Origin of the sequence: Methanoculleus formosensis (genome assembly GCF_025384765.1) — an archaeon.
In the GTDB taxonomy this organism is placed as follows: domain Archaea; phylum Halobacteriota; class Methanomicrobia; order Methanomicrobiales; family Methanoculleaceae; genus Methanoculleus; species Methanoculleus formosensis.
In genome coordinates this window covers 1-21020 of sequence record NZ_VHLL01000013.1, presented here as the reverse complement: position 1 = coordinate 21020, position 21020 = coordinate 1, and the positions used below count along the sequence as shown (strand labels likewise).

The window sequence follows — 21020 nt, the reverse complement described above, 5'->3', positions numbered from 1 at the left end:
CACCCGGGGTATAGGCCGCTGATATCGATGATTCCGCGATTAGGCGGCACCTTCCCGGCGATACGTCGCAGCAACCCGATCCAGGTCAATTAAACCTTATTTACCGATCCAAAATGTTTACAACCTACCCTGACCAACTACATCTCCGTGCAACCGAGACTGAATCATACATGGGAAGATATCGAGGCCCGACTCAAGTCCAGAGGCACCTCGCCGGAATTGATCGAGGACTTCAAACGCTGCATCGATTTCCACACCTTTGCGGCCCCCGGGCTTCTGGTCGGGGTCTATATGGTGGACTATGCCCTGGAACTTCTGAACTCTCCCCGGGGCCAGAAGATCTATGCCGTCTGCGAGACGACGAAGTGTCTGCCCGACCCCCTGCAGGTGATCGCCCACTGCACGACCGGCAACCACCGCCTCCGGGTGCTCCCGATCGGGAAGTTCGCCATCACCATGAATGGGCCGGCCGATGCCCCCCACGTGAACGGGTTCCGTGTCTTCGTCGACGGCGATAAGATCGAGCGGTATCCGACGTTTGCTCTCTGGTATACGAAGGACCCGCTCTTCGACCCGAGAACCCGGGGTCTCGATCTGATCGACGAGATCATCGATGCAGAGCGCGATATGCTCTCCTGGGAACGGGTGCGGGTGAAAGTGCCCCAGAAATGGCCGTGGAAGTCCGCGGTCTGCTCCATCTGCGGCGAGATGGTTCCCGACAACCTGCTCGTCGACGGTGCCTGCTCCGACTGCCGGTCACAGTCTTACTACGAGAAGATAGCCTACTGAGGAGACCTCCCTCTCGCGGGAGGCATATACCGTATGGAGTTCTCTCCGATAGGACTCGTGCATTCCGCCGTCCGCTCCAGGAGCGATATGCCGGTCCAGGGCGTCGATGCCGAGATCGAGATCCACCCCTCGTACGCCGGGGGACTCTTCGGCATCGAGGCGAACTCGCACCTGATCCTCGTCTGCTGGCTGCATGAGGCCGGCCGGGACGTCCTCCGAGCGGTTCCCCGGAAGGTCTCGGGGGATCTGCCGGAGAAGGGCGTCTTCTCTCTCCGCTCTCCGGCGCGGCCGAATCCTCTCTCCGTCTCGGTGGTCCGGCTGCGCGGGATACGGGACGGACGGTTCCTTCTGCTCGCAAACGTCGACGTGATCGACGGAACGCCGGTGATCGATATCAAACCCTACCAGACGGGGTGGGACTGCGTCTTCTCCGCGACCGGCCACGACCGGACGGAGAAGATCCGGAAGATGGGCCCCGGCGAGTACCGGGCCGGCCTCATCCGGGAGGCGGTGAACTATCACGGTGAACTCTGCCCCGGCGTGGCGGTCGCGGTGCGGCTTGCGGAGGCGGCGACGCGCATCTTCGAGCGCGACCTCGCGTCCCCCGAGGTCTCGGTCGCCCCCGGCTCCGACCCCTGCATCGCCGACGCGCTCATCGGGATCACCGGCGCGCGCCCCGGAAACCGTCGGCTGGGATCTTCAGGGAGAGACCGGTGCGTTCTCTCCTGCGCGGGAAAGGAGGCGGTCTTTCTCCTCCGGGAGGTGCCGGAGAGCGTCGATGCGATCCTCGCGGCCGACGAGGCGTCGCTCTTCGACTGCACCGTGCGCCTTCGGGCGCAGCACTGAGAGTTACAATAATCCAGGACGAATATGTCACGCAGATACCTGAACCTTACCGCGCTCTCGGAGGCGCTCGCGATGATGCGACGGGAGTTTCCCTCGCCGGGCCGCGCCGAGACCGTGCCGCTCGCAGAGGCTGTCGGCAGGGTGACGGCCGAACCCCTGTATGCGGGGTATTCCGTCCCCGTAGCCGATATCGCGAAGTTTGATGGATACGCGGTGAAGAGCGGCGAGACCCGTGGAGCGCAGGACCAACAGCCGCTGCCCCTTGCCGGGTATGCCCGCGTCAACACCGGCGAGGTGCTCCCGCGACCGTTCGACGCTGTCGTCATGATCGAGGATACCTGGAACGAGGGCGGCGTCCCCCGGATCCGGAAGTCCGCCGCGCCCGGGCAGAACATCCGCCGTGCCGGCGAGGATGTCCGGGCGGGGGAACTCGTCCTCCCGAAAGGCCACCGCATCAGGCCGTTCGACATCGGTGCGCTCGCGACCTACGGGATAGACCGGCTCGCCGTCCGGTCGGTCCGGGTCGGGATCGTCCCGACGGGGAGCGACCTTGTCCCGCTCGGCACGGCGCCCGGGCCCGGTCAGACTATCGAGACGAACACCCTCATGGCGGAGGCCTACCTCGCCGGGTTCGGGGCGACCTGTCGCCGTTACGGGATCGTTCCCGACGAACCCGATCTCATCCGGGAGGCGGTGGAGGCGGCGGTCGCCGAGAACGATCTCGTCATCCTCTCGGCGGGTTCGTCGGCCGGCACCCGCGACTTCTCCCGGGACGTCGTCGAGGTCCTCGGTGAGATCGTCTTCCACGGGATCGCCGTCCGGCCGGGGAAGCCGGTGCTGCTCGCGAACGTCGGCGGCAGACCGGTTCTCGGGATGCCGGGGTATCCCGTCGCCGCCCAGACGGTTCTCCGCGAGGTTGCCGGGGCGCTCCTCGCGGGGTGGGGACTCGAGCCGCTCCCGGGCGAAGAACTGGATGTCCGGCTCTCGCGACGGCTGGCGTCCGATCTCGGGTTCGACGAGTTCGTCCCGGTCTCGATCGGGCGGGTCGACGGCACCTGCTGGGCGACGCCCCATCCCCGGGGCGGCGGCATCCAGATGGCGGTCGTCCGGGCAAACGGCTATCTCCACATCCCGGCCGCACGGGAGGGGATCGAGGCGGGCGAGGAGGTGCGCGTCCGGCTCACCGTCCCGCCCGCTTCCGTCGCCCGGACGCTCGTCTGCGTCGGGAGGCGTGACCCTGTCCTCGGCGAACTCGGCAACCTCCTCGCGGAGGCTGGCTACCACCTCCACTGCTGCAACGCATCGACGATCGGAGCGGTGCTCGCTCTGCGGGCGAAGACCTGCCACGCGGCGACGGTTGCTCTCCCCGAGACCGCGTCGGCGTGGAGCGACCAGGTGCTCCGCTACCTGCCCGACGTGCGTCTCCTCCGGGTTCCGGTGGCCCGGACGGAGTTCGGGGTTGCGTCGGCCGGCGACCTCGATGCCGGGAGCCTTGCGTCGCTGCGGGTCGTGAACCGCCCGGTGGCGCAGTTCCTCCTCGATGCGTGGCTTGACCGGGAGGGGATCGCTCTCTCCCCGTCGGGCGTTCCCGGGGACGTCCGGGTCTGTTCGGCCCTTGAAGCGCGGGAGTCGGGGCTCCGGTTCACGTCGATCGGCTACGAGTCGTGCGATCTGGTGATACGAGAGGAGTTTGCCGCGGACGAGGGCGTCGCAGCCCTCATCGAGGCCGCACGGTCGCCGGGGTTCTGCGCGTACCTCCGGGCTGTCGGGAGAGATCCCGGGGACGGAGCCGCGGACGACGTATCTTCGGCCTGAGCCGCTGCCCCTGCTCGAAACGAATATCCATTTTTGGTATGACCACTCCTCATGCGAGTCAGCGAGCAGACCCGGGAGCAGATCATGGCGGTGCTCCGGCGGATGACGGATGCCATGAGCAGGAAGGATGTCGAGGGTATCATGGCGTTCACCGACCCCGAGTTCCGCGGCTTCGGGACCGGCGCCGACGAGAAGGCGATCGGGAGGGAGGAGTATCGCCGTCATCTCGAGCGCGACTTTGCGCAGGCGGAGACGATCTCGCTCGACCTCTCCGACGTCCGTATCGGCGCCGAGGGGACGGTCGCCTGGGTGATGGCCGATCTGACCTACCACGTTGTCGCGGGCGGCGCCCCGCAGGACCTGAACGGGCGGATGACGGCGGTACTCCGGGGGACCGGCCATGCGTGGGTCTTTGCCCAGATGCACTACTCAATCCCGGCAGAGGGCCAGGAAGCGGGCCGGTCGTATCCGGCGTAACCCTCCCCGCGCCGTCTGCAGAAACAGTTCGATCACCACTATTTTTGAGAGTTGTCTTATACCGCCGAAAGCGGGAAAAAAGGGTGGGAGCGGCGAGCCGGATCAGGGCTGGCCCGCGCTGAACGTGAGCAGGGTCGCTCCGGCTTCATCGGTGAGAACGAGCCGGGTTCCGTCGATCCGGTAGCCTGCGACCGACTCGAGGAGGGTGAGGTAGCGGTTCTCCTGCTCCATGACGCCTTCCGGCTCGCCGCAGTACATCTTCGTGCTGATCGGCGCTTCGACGGTGAGGTTTGCGCCGTCCACGGTGTAGCCGGCCCCGTAGGAGTTGCACCCGGCGTTGCCGCCGACGTTCCCGTCGGCCGAGAAGACCGCGGTGACCGTCGTCCCGGCGATCACCGAGGAGACGGCTTCGCTGCTCAGGCTATAGGACTCAAGCGTCCACTCCGTCCCGGCGAGCGGCGCCGGCGGGACCTCCTCGGCCTGCACGAAGAAGAGGAAGTCCGTCCCCGCCGCGTCCGCGAGGGTCAGGCGGTCGCCTTCGATTCGGTAGGACGAGGCATTTCCGAGGAGGGCAAGGTAGGCGCTCTCCTGCTCCATGACGCCGGGCGTCCCGCAGTACATCAGGGTGCTGAAGAGCGAGGAGACCGAGAGGTTTTCGCCTTCAAGGCTGTACTGGCCGCCGTAGAGGTTGCACCCGGCGTTGCCGGTGACGTTCCCGTCCGCCGAGAACTTCGCGGTGACCGTCGCCCCCGCAATCACCGAGGAGATTGCGTCCCCTCCGGTGCTGTAGCTGTCAAGCACCCAGTCCGTCCCGACGAGCGGGAGGTCGGACTTCGGGACGGCCTTCTCGAAGACCAGGAGGTCGGCGCCCTCGCCGTCCGTGAGGATCAGCCGGCCGTCTTCCATCCGGTAGGAGGCGACGTCCGCGAGGAGCGCAAGGTAGCGGTCCTCCTGGTCCATGAGGCCGGGCGGCTCGTTGCAGTACATCTCGGTCCGTATGGCCGGCTCAATGGTGAGGTTCGCGGCGTCCACGGTGTAGCCGGCCCCGTAGGAGTTGCACCCGGCGTTGCCGCCGACGTTCCCGTCGGCGTTGAAGAGCGCCGTGACGGTTGTGCCGTCAAGGACCGGGATCATGGTGCCGTTTTCGGCGAGGCTCGCGAGCGTCCAGGACGTCCCGGCGAGTTCAGCGGGCGCGTCTCCCTTCACGAAGACGAGCGTCGTTGCTCCCTCCGCATCGGTGACGACGAGCCGATCGTTCTCGATCCGGCATCCGGCCGCCGAGCCGAGGAGGTCGATGAACCGTGCCTCCTGCTCCATGACGCCCGGCGTCTCGCAGTACATCAGCGTCTGGATGAGCGAGGAGACCGAGAGGGTCGTGCCGTCGAGGCGGTAGTCGCCGCCGTAGTGGTTGCACCCGGCATCCCCGCCGACGTTCCCGTCAGCGCCGAAGACCGCCGTGACCTCTGTTCCCGGCAAGACCGGAACGAGGGTTCCGTTCCCGGCGAGGTATGAATCAAGTTTCCAGGACGTTCCGGAAAGCGCCACAGACGCCCCCGGCGTCGACGTGCCCCCCATGCACCCCGCGGCGATGATGGCTGCCACGACGATGACCAGGAGCGACGCCGTCGTGAGGATGTAGTTTCTGTTCCTTCTTCTGTTCGGTGCCATACAACAGCATATGGGCGGGAATGAGTGATAAATGAATTGTAAGCTACGAAATAAATCGAACCTATACGTGGTCGGTTTGTCAAACCTGACGATTATATGGTTTATCCGGGTTCTGTTATTTTATGCCGCCTAATAGCGAGGAGTGGGCTGTCCCGCCGTATTTGGGCGTTCCGGTATCGTTCGGCGGGTATCTTTCTGCATGTGCAGGGGTTTTATCGGGGAGCGTCCCATACCGGGTGCGGGAGAAGAACGCTATGGTAACGTTGATCCTTCTGAGGCACGGCGAAAGCGTCTGGAATCGGGAGAACCGGTTCACGGGCTGGACCGACGTCGACCTCTCGCCACAGGGTATCGAAGAGGCCCATAAGGCGGCGGAACTCCTCGGGGACGGCGGGTATACGTTCCGCGTCGCCTACACCTCCGTCCTGAAGCGGGCTATCCGGACGCTCTGGATCGTGATGGACGACCTCGACCTCATGTACGTCCCGGTGCACCGGTCGTGGCGGCTGAACGAGAAGAGTTACGGCGCCCTGCAGGGTTTGAACAAGCAGGAGACCGCGGAGAGGTACGGTGCGGATCAGGTGCATCTCTGGCGCCGGGCATACGACGTCCGGCCGCCGCCGCTCCCGTGGGACGATCCGCGGCACCCGCGGTTCGACCCCCGCTATGCAGACCTCGACCCGGAGACCCTGCCTGCGACCGAGGCCCTCCGCGACACGCTCAAGCGGGTGCTCCCCTGCTGGGAGAGCCATATCACCCAGGACCTTGCGGCGGGGAGACCCGTCCTGGTCGCCGCCCACGGCAACAGCCTCCGTGCCCTGGTCAAGCACCTGGACAATGTTCCCGACGACGAGATCGCGGGGCTGAACATCCCGACCGGCTACCCGCTCGTCTACGAACTGGACGGAGACCTGAAGGCCGTCCGGCACCACTACCTCGGCGACCCGGAGGAGATTGCAGCGGCCGCCCGGGGCGTGGCCCGGCAGGCAGGGCCGGGATAGACGAAGGAATGCACGGGCGGCTGGCCGGGGATCGCGTATGCCGGCTTTTCCCTGGGAGGGTACGCATACGCTTTCTCCGGCAACCCCCACCCCGCCCGGCGTTTCCCTGGGAGGGTACGCATACGCTTTCTCCGGCATCCCCAACCCCGCCCGGCGTTTCCCTGGGAGGGTACGCCTATACTTCTCCGCATCCCCCACCCCGCCCGGCGTTTCCCTGGGAGGGTACGCATACGCTTTCTCCGGCATCCCCACTCCGCCCGCGCTTCGCGCTCCTCCCCCGCCCCCTCCCGGGGGCAGGGGCAGTGCTTGCGATACCCGGGGAAGGCCGTGCCCGGGGAGCAGCGCTTGGCGCCGGTTCTTTTCTGACCATATCCCCATACAGGGGACCGTGGTGGATATCGCGACTGGGGGAGGGGCCGACGGGGAGGGGGGAGCATCCCCCCTCCCCTGTCTCTACCCCATAGGGCTATTCTCCGGACCTTCCACCTCGCCCACCGGCAGGGACTGTCATGGCGATACCCGGGGAAGGCCGTGCCCGGGGAGCAGCGCTTGGCGCCGGTTCTTTTCTGACCATATCCCCATACAGGGGACCGTGGTGGATATCGCGACCGGGGGAGGGGCCGACGGGGAGGGGGGAGCATCCCCCCTCCCCTGTCTCTACCCCATAGGGCTATTATCCGGACCTTCCACCCTTCCCGGGGGCAGGGGCAATGCCCAGGCGTATACCCGGTGGGAAGCCGTGCCCCGGGGGAGCAGCACTGACGCCGGCGTCCTGATAGGGATCGCGTATGTCACCCCCTCTCCGCGGTGGGAAAGATCATATATACCATCCCGCAGAGGGCCACCTCTCCAACAGGGGGAAGTGTCATGAAGAAGGTTGCCATCAACGGATTCGGGCGGATCGGGCGGAAGGTTCTCTCCAATTACCTGACCGATCCGCCGGAGAAGATCGAGATCGTCGCGGTGAACGACCCAAACCCGACAGAAGAACTCGCCTACCTGATGCAGTACGACTCGGTCCACGGGCGGGCGCCGTTCCCGGTCGAGGCCGGGAAGGACCATATCCGGTTCGGGCCGAAGGAGGTGCGGGTGCTGCACGAGAGGGACCCGACCCGCCTCCCGTGGAAGGACCTCGGCGTGGATATGGTGCTCGAGTGCACGGGGCACTTCACGGAGCGGGCGGGCGCCGCGAAGCACCTGGACGCCGGGGCATCACGGGTCGTCATCAGCGCACCCTCGCCCGACGCCGACCATACGGTCGTCCTCGGGGTCAACGAGGAGACGTATGACCCTGCAAAGCATACCGTCGTCTCGAACGCCTCCTGCACGACCAACGCGCTCGCGCCGGCGGCGAAGGTCTTGAACGATGCGTTCGGCGTCGAACGCCTGATGGCAACGGCGATCCACGCCTACACCGCCACCCAGGCACTGGTTGATCGGGCCGCAAAGAAACCGCGCCGGGGACGGGCCGCAGCCGTCTCGCTGATCCCGACGACGACCGGTGCCGCCGTCGCCACCACCCGGGTTCTGCCCGAACTCACCGGGAAGATGGACGCGATAGCGATCCGGGCTCCCATCCCCGACGGGTCGGTCATCGATATCGTCGCGGAACTGAACCGCGATACAACGGCGGACCAGGTGAACGCCGCGATGAAGACGGCGGCGGAAGGAAGGATGAAGGGATACCTCGCGTATACCGAGGATCCGATCGTGTCGGCCGATATCGTCGGCGACCCGCACTCCGGGGTCGTCGACGGGCTCTCCACGAGCGTCGTCGGCGGGCGGATGGTCAAGGTCCTGGTCTGGTACGACAACGAGTTCGGGTATGCGAAGAGGATGGTCGATATCGCCGCCTACATGGCCTCCCGGGAGTGAGGGGATGACCAAATTAGTCTTCTTCGGCCTCGATGAGCACGAACAGGATGTGATCGGGAGGGGGTTCGCCGGCCCGAGCGGTTATGATCTCGCCCTGCACGCCGAACCGCTCACTATCGAGAACGTATCGCTTGCCCATGGCGCCGAAGGCATCGGGGTCTTCGTCATGTCCCGTGTCACCCGCGAGGTCCTCGACCGGCTGCCGGACCTCAAGGTGATCGCCGCCATGTCCACGGGGTTCGACCACATCGACTTCGCCGCCTGCCGGGAGAAGAACATCGCCGTCTGCAACGTGCCGCATTACGGAGAAACCACGGTGGCGGAGTTCGCCTTCGGGCTCATCCTGGCCCTCGCCCGGCGGTTCCGGGCGACGTTTGCGCGGACCGACCGGGGCGACTTCTCGCGGGCCGGACTTGCCGGGATGGACCTCGCCGGTAAGACCCTCGGCCTGATCGGGACCGGGCGCATCGGGTCGCACCTCGCTCGCATCGCCCACGCGGCGGGGATGGAGGTGATCGCCTACGACCTGAGGCCGAACCCGGCTCTCACAAAAGACTACGGCGTCCGCTACATGGACCTCGACGAACTCCTGCGGGAAGCGGACGTCATCAGCCTGCACGTCCCCCACACGAAGGCCACGCATCACCTTATCGACGCAGAACGGCTCCGGCTGGTCAAGAGCTCCGCGCTCCTCGTCAACACAGCCCGGGGCGGCGTGGTGGACATCCGGGCGGTCGCAGAAGCCCTCCGCGAAGGCCGCCTCGGCGGCGTCGCGCTCGACACCTTCGAGGGGGAGGAGGTCTGGATCGAGGAGGAGTTTGCCGGGGCGGACGAGGCGTCGGCGGAGGAACTGCGGGATGCGCTCGCGAGTTTCGGCCTGCTGCACTCCGATAAGGCGATCCTCACCCCCCATAACGCCTTCAATACGCGGGAGGCGGTCGACCGGATCCTCGATGCAAGCATCGAGAACATCAGGGCGTTCTTCGTCGGGAACCCGCAGAACGTCGTCGCCGGAACCTACCGGGTGCCGGCGGAGGCGCCGGCAGGAGGGGGAGCATGAAGCAGGACGCGAAGTATATTCGTTGGTTTATCGACGTCAGAAACGAGGACGTCGGCCTTGTCGGTGGGAAGAACGCATCGCTCGGCGAGATGTACAGTGAACTGACCCCGAAGGGCGTGAAGATCCCCGACGGGTTTGCCGTGACCGCCGAAGGCTACCGGCATGTCCTTACATCCGCGAGGATCTTCGACGACCTCAAAGAGACGCTTGCCGGGCTCGACCGGAACAACGTCGCCGACATCGCAAAGCGGGGGAGGCGGGCCCGCGATCTCATCCTCTCGGCCGGGATCCCCGACGACCTCTGGGGCGAGATCCGGGCGGCCTACGATATGCTCTCCGACGAGTACGGGCCGGATGCCGATGTCGCCGTCCGGTCGAGCGCCACCGCCGAAGACCTCCCGACGGTCTCGTTCGCGGGGCAGCAGGAGACTTACCTGAACGTGCGGGGCTACCAGGCCCTGCGGGATGCCTACGTCCGGTGTCTCGCCTCCCTCTTCACCGACCGGGCTATCGCCTACCGGGTGGACAACGGCTTCGACCACTTCAAGGTCGCCCTCTCGGTCGGGGTCATGAAGATGGTCCGCTCCGACCTGGCATCGAGCGGGGTCATCTTCACGCTCGACACCGACACCGGGTTCCGGGACGTCGTCCTCGTCACCGGCTCCTACGGCCTCGGCGAGATGATCGTCCAGGGCGCCGTCAACCCCGACGAGTTCTACGTCTTCAAACCGACCTTCCGGAAGGGACGCCGGGCCATCGTCAGGAAGAATCGCGGCGAAAAAAAGGTGAAGCTCGTCTACGGCCACGGGGGAGAGAAAGAGGTCACCCGGAGGGTCGATGTCCCGGATGCCGACCGGAGACGGTTCTGCATCACCGACGACGATATCCTGACGCTTGCCGGGTATGCGCTCACGATCGAGGACCACTACTCGGCAAAGGCCGGAAGACCGGTGCCGATGGATATCGAGTGGGCAAAGGACGGCGAGACCAATGAGCTCTTCATCGTCCAGGCCCGGCCCGAGACGGTGCAGTCGCAGAAGGCGGGAGACGTCCTCGAGACCTACCGCCTCGACGAGCGCGGGACGGTGCTCGCCGCCGGAAAGAGCATCGGGAATAAGATCGCCGCCGGGAAGGCCCGGACCGTCACCGATGTCGGCCGCCTCTCCGAGTTCAGGCCGGGGGAGGTCCTGGTCTCCGACACCACGACCCCCGACTGGGAGCCCGTCATGAAGACGGCCGCCGCCATCGTGACGAACCGGGGCGGTCGGACCTCCCACGCCGCGATCGTCAGTCGGGAACTCGGCATCCCTGCCGTCGTCGGCACGGGCGACGCGACCGAGAAGGTCCCGACAGGACGGGAGGTGACGGTCAGCTGTGCCGAGGGGGAGGAGGGGTTCATCTACGACCGGGCCCTCCCGTTCCACGTCGAGAAGACCCGGCTCTCGGACCTGCGGCGGCCGAAGACCGAGGTGATGATGAACCTGGGTAACCCCGATGCGGCTTTCGGGCTTGCGATGGTCCCGAATGACGGTATCGGGCTTGCCCGGATGGAGTTCATCATCAGCAGTTACATAAAAGTCCACCCGATGGCGCTCGTTCACCCCGAGCGGGTCGAGGACGAGTCCGTCCGGCAATCGATCGCGGGCCTCACCTACGGCTACCCGGACGGGGAGGAGTACTTCGTCGAGAGGCTCGCGGAGGGCGTCGGGACGATCGCCGCGGCGTTCTACCCGAACCCGGTCGTCGTCCGGACGAGCGACTTCAAGACGAACGAGTATGCGAGCCTCCTCGGCGGCGCCGGCTTCGAGCCCGGCGAGGCAAACCCGATGCTCGGGTTCCGCGGCGCCTCCCGCTACTACGACGAGCGCTACCGGGAGGGATTCGCTCTCGAGTGCCGGGCGCTGAAGCGGGTCCGCGAAGAGATGGGCCTTGCGAACCTTATCATCATGATCCCCTTCTGCCGCCGGGTGGAGGAGGCAAAGCAGGTCATCGAGGAGCTCGGGAAGAATGGTCTTTCGCGCGGCGAGAACGGTCTTGAGATCTACCAGATGTGCGAGATCCCGAGCAACGTCGTCGAACTCGATGCGTTCAGCGAGTACTTCGACGGGTTCTCGATAGGCTCGAACGACCTGACCCAGCTCGTTCTCGGCATCGACCGCGACTCGGCGGTGGTGGGCGGGGCGTTCGATGAGCGCGATCCGGCCGTCAAACGGATGGTCGCGATGGCCGTTGAGGGATGCCGGCGGAACCATCGGCACAGCGGGCTCTGCGGCGAGGCGCCGAGTACCTACCCGGAGTTCGCCGACTTCCTGGTGGAGCAGGGGATCGACTCGATATCGGTCGAGCCCGATGCGCTCCTGGCGATCACCCTCCGGGTTGCCGAGGTCGAGGAACGCCTTCGGGGCGCGAAGAAGGCGGCCCCGGTGCCCCGGTGAGGGATTCCCTCACCGGACAAACGGTATGCTGCCGCGGTCGATGAGGCGGTAGGCGTAGACCTTTATCGGATCTGTGATCACGAGCGCCCAGACGAGCGCATAGATCCAGACGAAGATCGCAAGCGGCCAGCCGATGGGCGCTATAAATATCCCGTAGACGGTGATCAGGGTCGCGACGGTCTGCGTGACGATCACCGCCCCGAGCAGGACCGGGGCGGGCCGGACGGACCAGAACGGCCCCCGGGTACGGGCGACGAAGACGGTGAGATGGCCGGCGACCGCGAGTTTGAGGAAGATGAGCGACCGGATGGTGTCCAGGGGGAGGTTGAGCGGGCCCTGTGCGATGGCGAGCAGGATAAATGAGGATACGACGCCCACGAACCCGATGATCGTCGCGAGCGTGAGGATCTCGCGCATCTTCCACCGTTCAGGGGACCGGGAGTAGAGGACGTTGTCCCAGGCGATGGTCATGATCGGGATGTCGTTTAGGAGCGCAAGGAGGACGATCATCAGGGCGGTTATCGGGAAGAACCCAAACAGCAGGATCGAGAGGGTGATGAAGAAGAGGAGGCGGATGGTCTCGGCGATCCGGTAGGTGACGTAGTGGCTCATGCGCTGGAAGATCATCCGGCTCTCTTTGATCGCATCGATGATCACCGAGAGGCCCGGTTTCGTGAGGACGATCGCGGCCGCCGACTTCGCTGCATCCGTGGCTCCGGCGACCGCGATCCCGACGTCGGCCTTTTTGAGAGCGGGGGCGTCGTTCACGCCGTCTCCGGTCATGCCGACGATATGCCCCCGCGACTGGAGGAGGGAGACGATCCGGTATTTGTGCTCCGGGAAGACCTCGGCGAACCCGGCAGCCTCCTCGACGATCTCCGCGGCTTTCGGGTCGCTCTCCTTTACGAAGGCATCGGCGGTGGCGATCTCGGTCCTGAGGTTCACCTCCCGCGCGACCTCCCGGGCGATCGCGGTGTGGTCGCCGGTGACCATCTTGACGTCGAGCCCCATATCCGCCGCCGTCTTGATGGTCGCCGCGGAGTCGTCGCGGGGCGGGTCGTGGAGGCCGAGGACGCCGGCGTAGGTCCAGGTATTGGGGGCGTCGCTCCGTGCGACGCCGAGCATCCGGTAGCCTTTCTTCGCGAAGGTCCCGGAGAGGCGGTCGACCGCCTCTCGAAGATCCTCTCCCCCGCCGGCGAGGGCGAGGATCACCTGCGGCGCACCCTTTGCGACCGAGAACTCCCGGCCGTCGCCTTCCTGGACCGTGGCCTCGGTGCGCTTAATCACCGCATCGAAGGGCTTGAAGCCGGTGACGGTATAAGTGTGGAGCCGATCATTGAGACCCTGCGCCTCCTTCGACTCGATGATCGCGACATCGATGGGATCCCGGTCCTCTTCGCGGGAAGCGAGGATGGCGGCGAGGATTACGTCGTCCTTCCCGAACCCCTCAAACGGGACGACCTCGGCGAGGGTGAGCCTGTTCTCGGTGATCGTCCCGGTCTTGTCGGTGCAGAGAACGTCCACCCCGGCCATCTCTTCGATGGCGACGAGTCTGCTGACGATGGCCTCCTTCCGGGCAAGCGCCGTCGCCCCTACGGCCATGGTGATCGAGAGGACGGCCGGCATCGCCGCGGGGATTGCCGCCACGATCAGGACGAGCGCGAACTGGAGGGTTTCGAGGAGACTCTCCTGCCGGATGAGCGAGACGATGAAGACCACGGTGACGAGGGCGACCGCGAGCACGATCAGGTAATCGCCGATCCTGACGACGGCCTTCTGGAAGTGGCTTGCCGTCGCCGCCTCCCCGGCGAGCCGGGCGGTTTTGCCGAAGAAGGTTTTTTCACCCGTAGCCACGACGAGCGCGGTCATCTCGCCCTGTTTGACGGTGGAGCCGGAATAGGCCGTGTCCGATACGTGCTTCTCGACCGGCATCGACTCTCCGGTGAGGGCGGACTCGTCGGCCGAGAGGAAGTCTCCCTCGACGAGTTTGATGTCGGCGGGTATGACATCCCCGTTCCTGACCCGGACGATATCCCCGGGAACGAGGTCTCGTGCAGAGATCTTCTGCCACTTGCCGTCGCGAAGCACCCTCGCCTCGAGTGCGAGCCTCTTCTTCAGCATGGCGATGGCGTTGCCGGCCTGGCGCTCCTGCCAGAAACCGACGACCGCGTTGATGAGAAGGAGGGCGAGTATGATCGCGAAGTCCTCCCAGCGCCCGATGACGGCGGATATGATGAGCGCCGCCTCGATCATCCAGGGGATGGGGCCCCAGAAGTAGCGTAAAAACTTCAGGACCGCGCTCTCCTCCTTTTCGGGGATCTCGTTGTAGCCGTACTTTCGGATCCGGTCCCCTGCCTCGGACCCGGACAGGCCGTCCCGCCGGGAGGAGAGGGCCCGGTAGAGGTCGTCGACGGCCATGCCCCGGGCCTCATCGGTGCTGATCGCCTCGTGCTCCATGGTTCTCCCGCTCGCCCCTCTTGATGGGATCGTATATAGGTGCCGCCTGCTGGCCCCCGGGGTGTGTGTGTCTGTGGCGATAGCCGGGGAAAAATCGTTTCCGGGTGTGGTTTTACCCGGTTCTTCTCCGGACTTGTCCCCATACACCGGACCGTGGTGGCTATCGCCCCCTGGGGATGGGGCCGACGGGGAGGGGGCGCCCCCTCCTCTGTCTCACCGGGTAGCGATACCTGTAAGCCCCCACCCCGTCCGCGCCTTCGGCCTCCTCCCCCGCCCGGGGCGGGGGCAGTGCTTGAGGATACCCGGTGGGAAGCCGTGTCCGTGTGTGGCTCTAGATCCGGTTCCTCCCCGGGCCTGTCCCGATGTAGTGGACCGTGGTGGCTATCGCCATTGGGGGAGGGGGAAACCCCCTCTCCCTGTCTCTCGCAAGGCGGTACCCGAATCCCCCACCCCTCCCGGCCTTCGGCCTCCTCCCCCGCCCCCGGGGCGGGGGCAGTGCGTGGCGATATCCAGTGGAAATCCGTGTCTGGAGTGGCTCTGGACCCGGTTCTTCCCCGGGTATGTCCCGATGCACTGGACCGTAAGTGGCTTGCGCACCTTCGATGTTCGAGCTCCTGCCCTTCGGCCAGTCCCTTATCGCATCCGGGGGAGGGGGCGGGCTCCCCGCACAAAATCATACCCGTAAGCCCCTCCGGGGGGCCGTGCATGAGAATACCCGGTGGCAACCGGGCCATGGGTGTATGCGAGTAGCGCTACATAACCCACCCCCAAAACCCGGTCTGTCGGCAGGTTCATATGATATCCGGGGGATGCAGGGCCATGGCGGCGAGGGACCCGGTCTGCGGGATGCCGGTGGATCCGGCGAAGGCGGCATACTCGGTGGAGGTCCGGGGCGAGACCTACCATTTCTCGAGCGAACTCTGCAGGGATACGTTCATCCGGGGCGAGAAGATCGCCTACTTCTCGATGGAGATCGGCATCGAGAGCGAGATTCCGACCTACAGCGGTGGTCTCGGCGTGCTTGCCGGGGACGTCATCCGGTCGAGCGCGGATCTCCTCATCCCGATGGTCGCGGTGACGCTCGTCAACCGGAAAGGCTACGTGCGGCAGCGGCTGACCCCGGAAGGCGACCAGATCGATTCTGCGGATGAGTGGGACCCGGAGAAGCACATGCGGGAACTTCCCCGGCGGGTGACCGTGCGGATAGGAGATGCCAACGTTGCGATCCGGGCCTGGCTCTACGACTACTGGAGCCCCGTCGGCGGCCTCGTGCCGGTGCTCTTCCTCGACACCGACCTCCCGGAGAACGCACCGGATGACCGGGGGATAACCGACCACCTCTACGGGGGCGACCAGGAGTACCGCCTGAAGCAGGCAATCGTGCTCGGGATCGGCGGGGCCCGGATGCTTGCCGCGCTGGACATCAGGGTCGGCAAGTACCACATCAACGAGAGCCACTCAAGCCTCCTCACCCTCGAACTCCTCAGGCGGCCGGGGATGGACGAGGAGAAGGTGCAGATGCACTGCATCTTCACCACCCATACCCCGGTGGCGACGGCGTTCGAGACGTTCCCCCGGGATACGGTAATCCGCCTGCTCAGCGCCGAGATCTCGCCGACCCTGCTCGACGAGTACATCGGCGAAGACGGGCTTGCCCTCGCAACCCTCGCGTTCCGCCTGAGCAGGTACGTCAACGGCGTGACGACGGCGCACATGAACTTCTCCAGGCGGCTCTTTCCAGGGTTCCATATCCGGGCGGTGACGAACGGCGTCCACCCGCACACGTGGACATCGATGCCGTTCCGGGGCCTCTACGACCGCTACATCGCGGGCTGGGCGCAGGAGCCGGAACTGCTCGTCAGGGTCGATGCGATCCCGCACGAGGATATCAGGCACGCTCACCGGCAGGCAAAGCAGGCCCTGGTGGACTACGTCAGGGAGGAGAACGGTGTCGACCTGGACCCCGAAGCCCTCACGATCGGGTTCGCCCGGCGGGCGGCGGCCTACAAGCGGGCAACTCTGCTCTTCTCGGATCTCGATAAACTTCGGGAGGCCGGCAAGCAGGGGGCGATCCAGCTCGTCTTCGCCGGGAAGGCCCATCCGGCGGACGCTATCGGCAAGCAGGAGATCCGCGAGGTCCACGGTGCCCTGCGCGACCTTGAGGGGGAGGTGACGGGGGTCTACCTCGAGAACTACACGATGGATGTCGCGGGCCTGATGACCGCCGGGGTGGACGTCTGGCTGAACACGCCCCTCCCACCTTATGAAGCGAGCGGGACGAGCGGGATGAAGGCCGCCCTGAATGGCGTGATCAACTTCAGCGTCCTCGACGGCTGGTGGATCGAGGGCTGGATCGAGGGGACGACGGGGTGGGCGATCGGTCCCGGACCCGATGCGTCGGTGAGCGAGGCCGAGCGGCGGAGGCAGGAGATCCAGGACCTCTACAGCAAACTGGAGTACCTGATCATCCCCACCTACTACCACCGGAAGGACGAGTGGGCGACGATCATGCGGAGCTCGATCGCGAAGATAGCCTACTACTTCAACACCCACCGGATGATGCGGAGATACGCGACGGAGGCGTATCTCTAGAGAGGCCGGGGCCGAAGAACGAGGCAATTCTCCCGGCAATTTTTACCTGATCGCTTCGCGTAACATATTGTTACAGATCCCTCGCGGGTGTAACAAAACCGCAACACTATCGCCCATACCGTAACAAAACTGTAACACATAAATCCCCGGCCGCAAAACCTTTTCTTCATGTCCAGGGTCGTCCGGGTTGACGAGGAGGCGCTGGAGGTCGCCCTGCAGTACGGGAAGAACCTCTCAGCCGGGATCATGAAGATGGAGGAGATGATCAAGAAGCAGGAGAAGGCACGGCGCGACTACACGGCCATCGAGGAGATGGTCCGGCGGACGATCCGCGAGGAGCTTGAGGCCCTGAGCCGGTACTGAACGGGCTAGCAACGCCCTCAAAGACGTTCCAGACGTTTGCAGACTGCAACCTTGCTGTAATCATCGCGTATAAACCGTTAGCTCACGCGAAGGCGCGAAGAACGCGAAGATTGGCTATCTGATAGGAACTCCCCTTCGCGCCTTCGCGTCTTTCGCGTGAGATACGGGTGCAGATAGCGATATGGCCCTGCATGAAATCGTGAGGGTTGTGAGAACTTCCCCCCCGCTCTGCGTTCTTCTCCGCTCACCCCCGCCCCGACAACACCGTAAGCCCCCTGAGCCACTCAAACGGGGCTTCATCGAACTCCGCGGGGGTCATCCGCCACACCCAGTTCCCCATGGTGGTCGAGGGGTAGTTCATCCGTGCCGCGGCGCCGAGACCGAGGATGTCCTGCATCGGGACGATGCACGCCCGCGCGACCGATGTCATCCCGAGCCGGATGAGTTCCCGGTGAACCACATCCGCCCCCACCTCCCGCCCGACGTAGGCGAAGAACCGCTCCCTGTCCTCATCCGTCGCCTCCTCCTCGAACCACCCCCGCGCCGTGTTGTTGTCGTGCGTCCCCGTGTAGCAGATGAGGTTATGGACGTAGTTGTGCGGGATGTGGGCGCTCTTCTCGATCCCCTCGCCGAACGCGAAGAGGAGGATCTTCATCCCCGGGAAGGCGAACCGGTCGAGGAGGGCCTGGACGGCCGGGGTGTTCGCCCCCAGATCCTCGGCGACGATGGCAAAGCAGGGGAACCGTCGGGCGAGCGTCTCGAAGAACTCAGCCCCCGGCCCGTCGACCCAGGTGCCGTGCTCGGCGGTCGCATCTCCCGCCGGAACCTCGTAGTAGTCCGCGAACGCCCGGAAGTGGTCGATCCGGAAGAGGTCGTAGAGTTCGCCGGACCGGGCAATCCGGCCCGCCCACCAGTCGTATCCCCGTTCCCGGAGTGCAGCCCAGTCATAGACCGGGTTCCCCCAGAGCTGCCCCGTCTTGCTGAAGATATCGGGCGGCACCCCGGCGACCACGGTCGGGCGGAGGTCTTCGTCGAGTTTGAAGATCCCGGGGTGCGCCCAGACGTCGACGCTCTCGTAGGCGACGTAGATCGGGATGTCGCCGATGACCTGGATGCCCCGCTCCGTGCAGTAGCGCCGGAGGGCCGACCACTGCCGGGCGGCGATGTACTGGAGGAACTTCTCCTTTCGTATTTGGTCGTCGAGCAGTTCGCGCATCTCTTTGAGCGCCCCCGGCTCCCGGGCCCGGATCTCCTCCGGCCACCGGGTCCACGCCTGCCCGCGGAAGTGGTCCTTGAGCGCGACGAAGAGCGCGTGGTCGTCGAGCCACCACCCCGCCCCGTCGCAGAACGCTTCGAACCTGCGATCCGGCCCGGAGTAGCGGAACCGCTCATAGGCAACCGCAAACAGCCGCTCGTGGTACCACACGGCCGCCTCGTAGGCCGCCCGCTCCTCCGGAAAACCGGGCGCCGGCTCCAGTTCGCTCTTCCTGAGGTAGCCTTCCCGGACGAGCATCTCCGGGCTGATGAGGAGGGTATTCAGGGCAAACGCCGACGGGCTCGAGTAGGGGGAGTGGGCGTACGCCGCCTCTGTCGGGTTGAGCGGCAGGATCTGCCAGTAGTGTTGCCGGGCTCCCTCGAGCGCATCGACGAACCGGTATGCCGCCGGGCCGAAGTCCCCGATGCCGTACGGCGACGGCAGGGACGTGATATGCAGGAGTATGCCGCTCCCTCGCGCCTGAATCATACGCCTTCTCCCGATAACTCGCTCTTCTGGGGCAGTGCCCCCATATAGTCTTATCCCGGCCGGAGAGGGGTACGGTCAAATAGATCCCACCCACAGAGGGGCCGGAGAGGAGGTGATTGAGATGGGTTTACCGACTGCCATGACCACGTCCCGCATTCACGCATGTCTCTGCGACGCCCCGTACCCGGCGACCCGCCGGAGCCTGGTCGCCTATGCCCGAAAGACCGGTGCACCGGACGACGTCCTGCGAACGCTCGAACGGCTGCCGGAGAGGGGGTATGCGAGCCCGGACGCCGTGACCAGGACCATCGGGATGCTGGTGTGAGGGTCCGGGATATCACCGTGCCGCCACCGGCACCTCCTCCCGGATGGTGAAGCGGTCGCGGAGGGTGTCCTTGATGCAGGCCTCGAAGATATCCCGGACGTGGGTGTGGGCGATCTCGAGCCAGTCTGCCACTCCGTCCGGCGGGATCTGCTGGCCTTCCGTCAGGTAGTAATCGATGTTGAGGAGGAACGCGTTGTTCTCCGTCGATCCGGGGACGGCGTCGGTGAGTTCCACCCGGCAGTTGTCGCGGTTGTTGTGGAACGCGAACTCGCACCCGGTGATGAACCCCGCCGGCACCCGCGGGAGTTCAGGCGGGAGGGTGGGGTAGAAGGCGAAGTAGTCCGAGAGCGTCACCTCCCGCTCCGGGATCTCGATGAGGTTGACGTACCGGAGGTTCATCGTGCCGATGGCGTCAGCGCTGACGACCTCACGGAACCGGTCGAACGCCCCGCGGATCTGCGCCGAGAAGGCCTCCCAGTGGACGTAGGGTTTCTGGCAGCTCACCGACAGCAGGCGGGGCCCGACCTGGACGGCGCAGCCCTCGTCCTCGGCGAGAAAGATCGACCGTTCCCCAACCAGGAGTTCCTCGCGGAGCCCCTCCGGGCCCGAGGAGCATCACCACTTCGCGGACGTAGCGCTGGTCTCTCTTCGGGTAGGTCTCTTTCAGGTGGTTGTAGAGTATGCCGGGGTAGGTCAGGTCCCAGGGGGTATCCTCGGGGAACCGGAACTCGCATATCACTTCGGCGGCGGGGGGGTTGATGTACTTCCGTACTTCTGCCATCTTCTTCTCCCTCAGGGGGTGTTGGATGGGAGGAGACTATTTTAAGGTGACTGCTGCCCGGCACCCGCACGATGCTTTATCTGCCGCGGCCGCTATCCGGGTGTGATGGGCGAGACGTTCCGCCAGACGGTCCACCTGCTCATGGGGGTCCTCGGCGCCGCGATAATTCTCAGTCTGGACGACCTGGGGGCGTTAATATTCGTGAGCGCCGCTCTCGTCGCCCAGTTCCTCGCCTGCGACGCCTTCACCCGCGGCTACGACGTCCCGGTCCTCTCGCGGGTGATGGACGAGTCGGAACGCACCGGGAAGGTGCCGCTCAAGGGCGGGATCGCCTACGCCGCCGGGGCGCTCTTCTGCCTCGCGGTCTTCGGGAGGGAGTATACCGCGGTCGGCCTCGTCACGGTCGGGGTGCTCGACAGCGTCGCGACCGTTGTCGGGCTGCGCTTTGGGCGGCATACCCTCGTCGGCAGCAAATCGCTCGAGGGGACGGTTGCCGGGGTCGTCGCGGCCGCTCTCGCGCTCGCCTTCCTGATCCCCTGGTGGGCGGCCGCGATCGTCGCGGCGGTCGGCGGGATCATCGAAGCCTTCTTCCCGCTCGACGACAACGTGGCGGTCCAGGTGGGGGCGTGTGTGGTGCTGGCAGGGCTGGGGGTCGGGGGGATATGACAGAAGAATCTCAAGTGCTGGGTTTGCGGAGTGCGGGGTTTTGACTGAGGATGGCAGAACAAGTTGGGGCGATAAAAAATCCCCGTGCACTGGACCGTGGTGGCTATCGCCATGGAGGGGGGTGGG

The 21020-nt window shown here is 65.6% G+C and carries 17 protein-coding genes; 12 read left to right on the top strand and 5 right to left on the bottom strand.

Annotation, left to right across the window (positions count from 1 at the left end; genetic code table 11):
* The first annotated feature begins 147 nt into the window (after positions 1–147).
* From FKB36_RS12820 to FKB36_RS12805, 4 genes are read left to right on the top strand one after another with little or no spacing between them, the layout of a single operon-like run.
* Entirely contained in the window at positions 148–789 is a 642-nt protein-coding gene (locus tag FKB36_RS12820; RefSeq protein ID WP_261598487.1) for an FmdE family protein, read from the top strand.
* A gap of 33 nt (positions 790–822) precedes the next feature.
* Positions 823–1635 (top strand): tRNA (N6-threonylcarbamoyladenosine(37)-N6)-methyltransferase TrmO, encoded by an 813-nt coding sequence (tsaA, locus tag FKB36_RS12815; RefSeq protein WP_261598486.1) that lies wholly within the window; start codon positions 823–825, stop codon positions 1633–1635.
* Positions 1636–1659: 24 nt separating this feature from the next.
* Positions 1660–3450, top strand: coding sequence for a molybdopterin-binding protein (locus FKB36_RS12810; RefSeq protein WP_261598485.1), 1791 nt, complete (start codon positions 1660–1662; stop codon positions 3448–3450).
* Between the two features lie 51 nt (positions 3451–3501).
* Positions 3502–3927, top strand: coding sequence for a nuclear transport factor 2 family protein (locus FKB36_RS12805; RefSeq protein ID WP_261598484.1), 426 nt, complete (start codon positions 3502–3504; stop codon positions 3925–3927).
* A 102-nt stretch (positions 3928–4029) separates the two neighbouring features.
* Here FKB36_RS12805 and FKB36_RS12800 read toward each other — a convergent pair whose 3' ends face one another.
* On the bottom strand, positions 4030–5595 hold the full coding sequence (locus FKB36_RS12800) for an META domain-containing protein (RefSeq protein ID WP_261598483.1): 1566 nt from the start codon (positions 5593–5595) through the stop codon (positions 4030–4032).
* A 254-nt stretch (positions 5596–5849) separates the two neighbouring features.
* Here FKB36_RS12800 and gpmA point away from each other — a divergent pair, with 254 nt between their 5' ends.
* From gpmA to ppsA, 4 genes are all read left to right on the top strand, one after another.
* A complete protein-coding gene (gene gpmA, locus FKB36_RS12795; protein WP_261598482.1) occupies positions 5850–6596 on the top strand; it encodes a 2,3-diphosphoglycerate-dependent phosphoglycerate mutase in 747 nt (248 codons plus the stop codon).
* Positions 6597–7463: 867 nt separating this feature from the next.
* On the top strand, positions 7464–8471 hold the full coding sequence (gap, locus tag FKB36_RS12790; protein WP_261598481.1) for a type I glyceraldehyde-3-phosphate dehydrogenase: 1008 nt from the start codon (positions 7464–7466) through the stop codon (positions 8469–8471).
* Positions 8472–8475: 4 nt separating this feature from the next.
* Positions 8476–9531 (top strand): NAD(P)-dependent oxidoreductase, encoded by a 1056-nt coding sequence (locus FKB36_RS12785; protein WP_261598480.1) that lies wholly within the window; start codon positions 8476–8478, stop codon positions 9529–9531.
* The gene (gene ppsA / locus FKB36_RS12780) at positions 9528–11966 is read left to right on the top strand and encodes a phosphoenolpyruvate synthase (RefSeq protein ID WP_261598479.1); all 2439 of its coding nucleotides are present in this window, start codon (positions 9528–9530) and stop codon (positions 11964–11966) included. Before FKB36_RS12785 ends, ppsA begins: the two co-directional genes overlap by 4 nt.
* A 9-nt stretch (positions 11967–11975) precedes the next feature.
* Here ppsA and FKB36_RS12775 read toward each other — a convergent pair whose 3' ends face one another.
* Positions 11976–14423: a plasma-membrane proton-efflux P-type ATPase gene (locus FKB36_RS12775; RefSeq protein ID WP_261598478.1), complete on the bottom strand. Its 2448-nt coding sequence runs from the start codon at positions 14421–14423 to the stop codon at positions 11976–11978.
* Positions 14424–15242: 819 nt separating this feature from the next.
* Between FKB36_RS12775 and glgP the strand changes: the two genes are divergently transcribed.
* A complete protein-coding gene (gene glgP, locus FKB36_RS12770) occupies positions 15243–17015 on the top strand; it encodes an alpha-glucan family phosphorylase (protein WP_261598477.1) in 1773 nt (590 codons plus the stop codon).
* 168 nt (positions 17016–17183) lie between these two features.
* Positions 17184–17378: a hypothetical protein gene (locus FKB36_RS12765; protein ID WP_261598476.1), complete on the top strand. Its 195-nt coding sequence runs from the start codon at positions 17184–17186 to the stop codon at positions 17376–17378.
* 244 nt (positions 17379–17622) lie between these two features.
* On the opposite strand, the gene malQ is transcribed toward FKB36_RS12765, so the two are convergent.
* Positions 17623–19122 (bottom strand): 4-alpha-glucanotransferase, encoded by a 1500-nt coding sequence (gene malQ, locus FKB36_RS12760; RefSeq protein WP_261598475.1) that lies wholly within the window; start codon positions 19120–19122, stop codon positions 17623–17625.
* Between the two features lie 121 nt (positions 19123–19243).
* Here malQ and FKB36_RS12755 point away from each other — a divergent pair, with 121 nt between their 5' ends.
* Entirely contained in the window at positions 19244–19447 is a 204-nt protein-coding gene (locus FKB36_RS12755; RefSeq protein ID WP_261598474.1) for a DUF2795 domain-containing protein, read from the top strand.
* A gap of 12 nt (positions 19448–19459) precedes the next feature.
* Here FKB36_RS12755 and FKB36_RS12750 read toward each other — a convergent pair whose 3' ends face one another.
* A complete protein-coding gene (locus FKB36_RS12750) occupies positions 19460–19957 on the bottom strand; it encodes a TIGR04255 family protein (RefSeq protein ID WP_261598507.1) in 498 nt (165 codons plus the stop codon).
* Complete coding sequence (locus FKB36_RS12745; protein WP_261598473.1) at positions 19875–20228, bottom strand: TIGR04255 family protein; 354 nt, start codon at positions 20226–20228, stop codon at positions 19875–19877. The genes FKB36_RS12750 and FKB36_RS12745 overlap by 83 nt, the downstream gene beginning before the upstream one ends.
* Positions 20229–20333: 105 nt before the next feature.
* Here FKB36_RS12745 and FKB36_RS12740 point away from each other — a divergent pair, with 105 nt between their 5' ends.
* Positions 20334–20894, top strand: coding sequence for a diacylglycerol/polyprenol kinase family protein (locus tag FKB36_RS12740; RefSeq protein ID WP_261598472.1), 561 nt, complete (start codon positions 20334–20336; stop codon positions 20892–20894).
* Positions 20895–21020: the final 126 nt, after the last annotated feature.

Coding starts and splice junctions, on each gene's coding strand:
- tsaA (WP_261598486.1), top strand. CDS start 823: ATGGAGTTCTCTCCGATAGGACTCGTGCATTCCGCCGTCCGCTCCAGG.
- FKB36_RS12810 (WP_261598485.1), top strand. CDS start 1,660: ATGTCACGCAGATACCTGAACCTTACCGCGCTCTCGGAGGCGCTCGCG.
- FKB36_RS12805 (WP_261598484.1), top strand. CDS start 3,502: ATGCGAGTCAGCGAGCAGACCCGGGAGCAGATCATGGCGGTGCTCCGG.
- FKB36_RS12800 (WP_261598483.1), bottom strand. CDS start 5,595: ATGGCACCGAACAGAAGAAGGAACAGAAACTACATCCTCACGACGGCG.
- gpmA (WP_261598482.1), top strand. CDS start 5,850: ATGGTAACGTTGATCCTTCTGAGGCACGGCGAAAGCGTCTGGAATCGG.
- gap (WP_261598481.1), top strand. CDS start 7,464: ATGAAGAAGGTTGCCATCAACGGATTCGGGCGGATCGGGCGGAAGGTT.
- FKB36_RS12785 (WP_261598480.1), top strand. CDS start 8,476: ATGACCAAATTAGTCTTCTTCGGCCTCGATGAGCACGAACAGGATGTG.
- ppsA (WP_261598479.1), top strand. CDS start 9,528: ATGAAGCAGGACGCGAAGTATATTCGTTGGTTTATCGACGTCAGAAAC.
- FKB36_RS12775 (WP_261598478.1), bottom strand. CDS start 14,423: ATGGAGCACGAGGCGATCAGCACCGATGAGGCCCGGGGCATGGCCGTC.
- glgP (WP_261598477.1), top strand. CDS start 15,243: ATGGCGGCGAGGGACCCGGTCTGCGGGATGCCGGTGGATCCGGCGAAG.
- FKB36_RS12765 (WP_261598476.1), top strand. CDS start 17,184: ATGTCCAGGGTCGTCCGGGTTGACGAGGAGGCGCTGGAGGTCGCCCTG.
- malQ (WP_261598475.1), bottom strand. CDS start 19,122: ATGATTCAGGCGCGAGGGAGCGGCATACTCCTGCATATCACGTCCCTG.
- FKB36_RS12755 (WP_261598474.1), top strand. CDS start 19,244: ATGGGTTTACCGACTGCCATGACCACGTCCCGCATTCACGCATGTCTC.
- FKB36_RS12745 (WP_261598473.1), bottom strand. CDS start 20,228: ATGGCAGAAGTACGGAAGTACATCAACCCCCCCGCCGCCGAAGTGATA.
- FKB36_RS12740 (WP_261598472.1), top strand. CDS start 20,334: ATGGGCGAGACGTTCCGCCAGACGGTCCACCTGCTCATGGGGGTCCTC.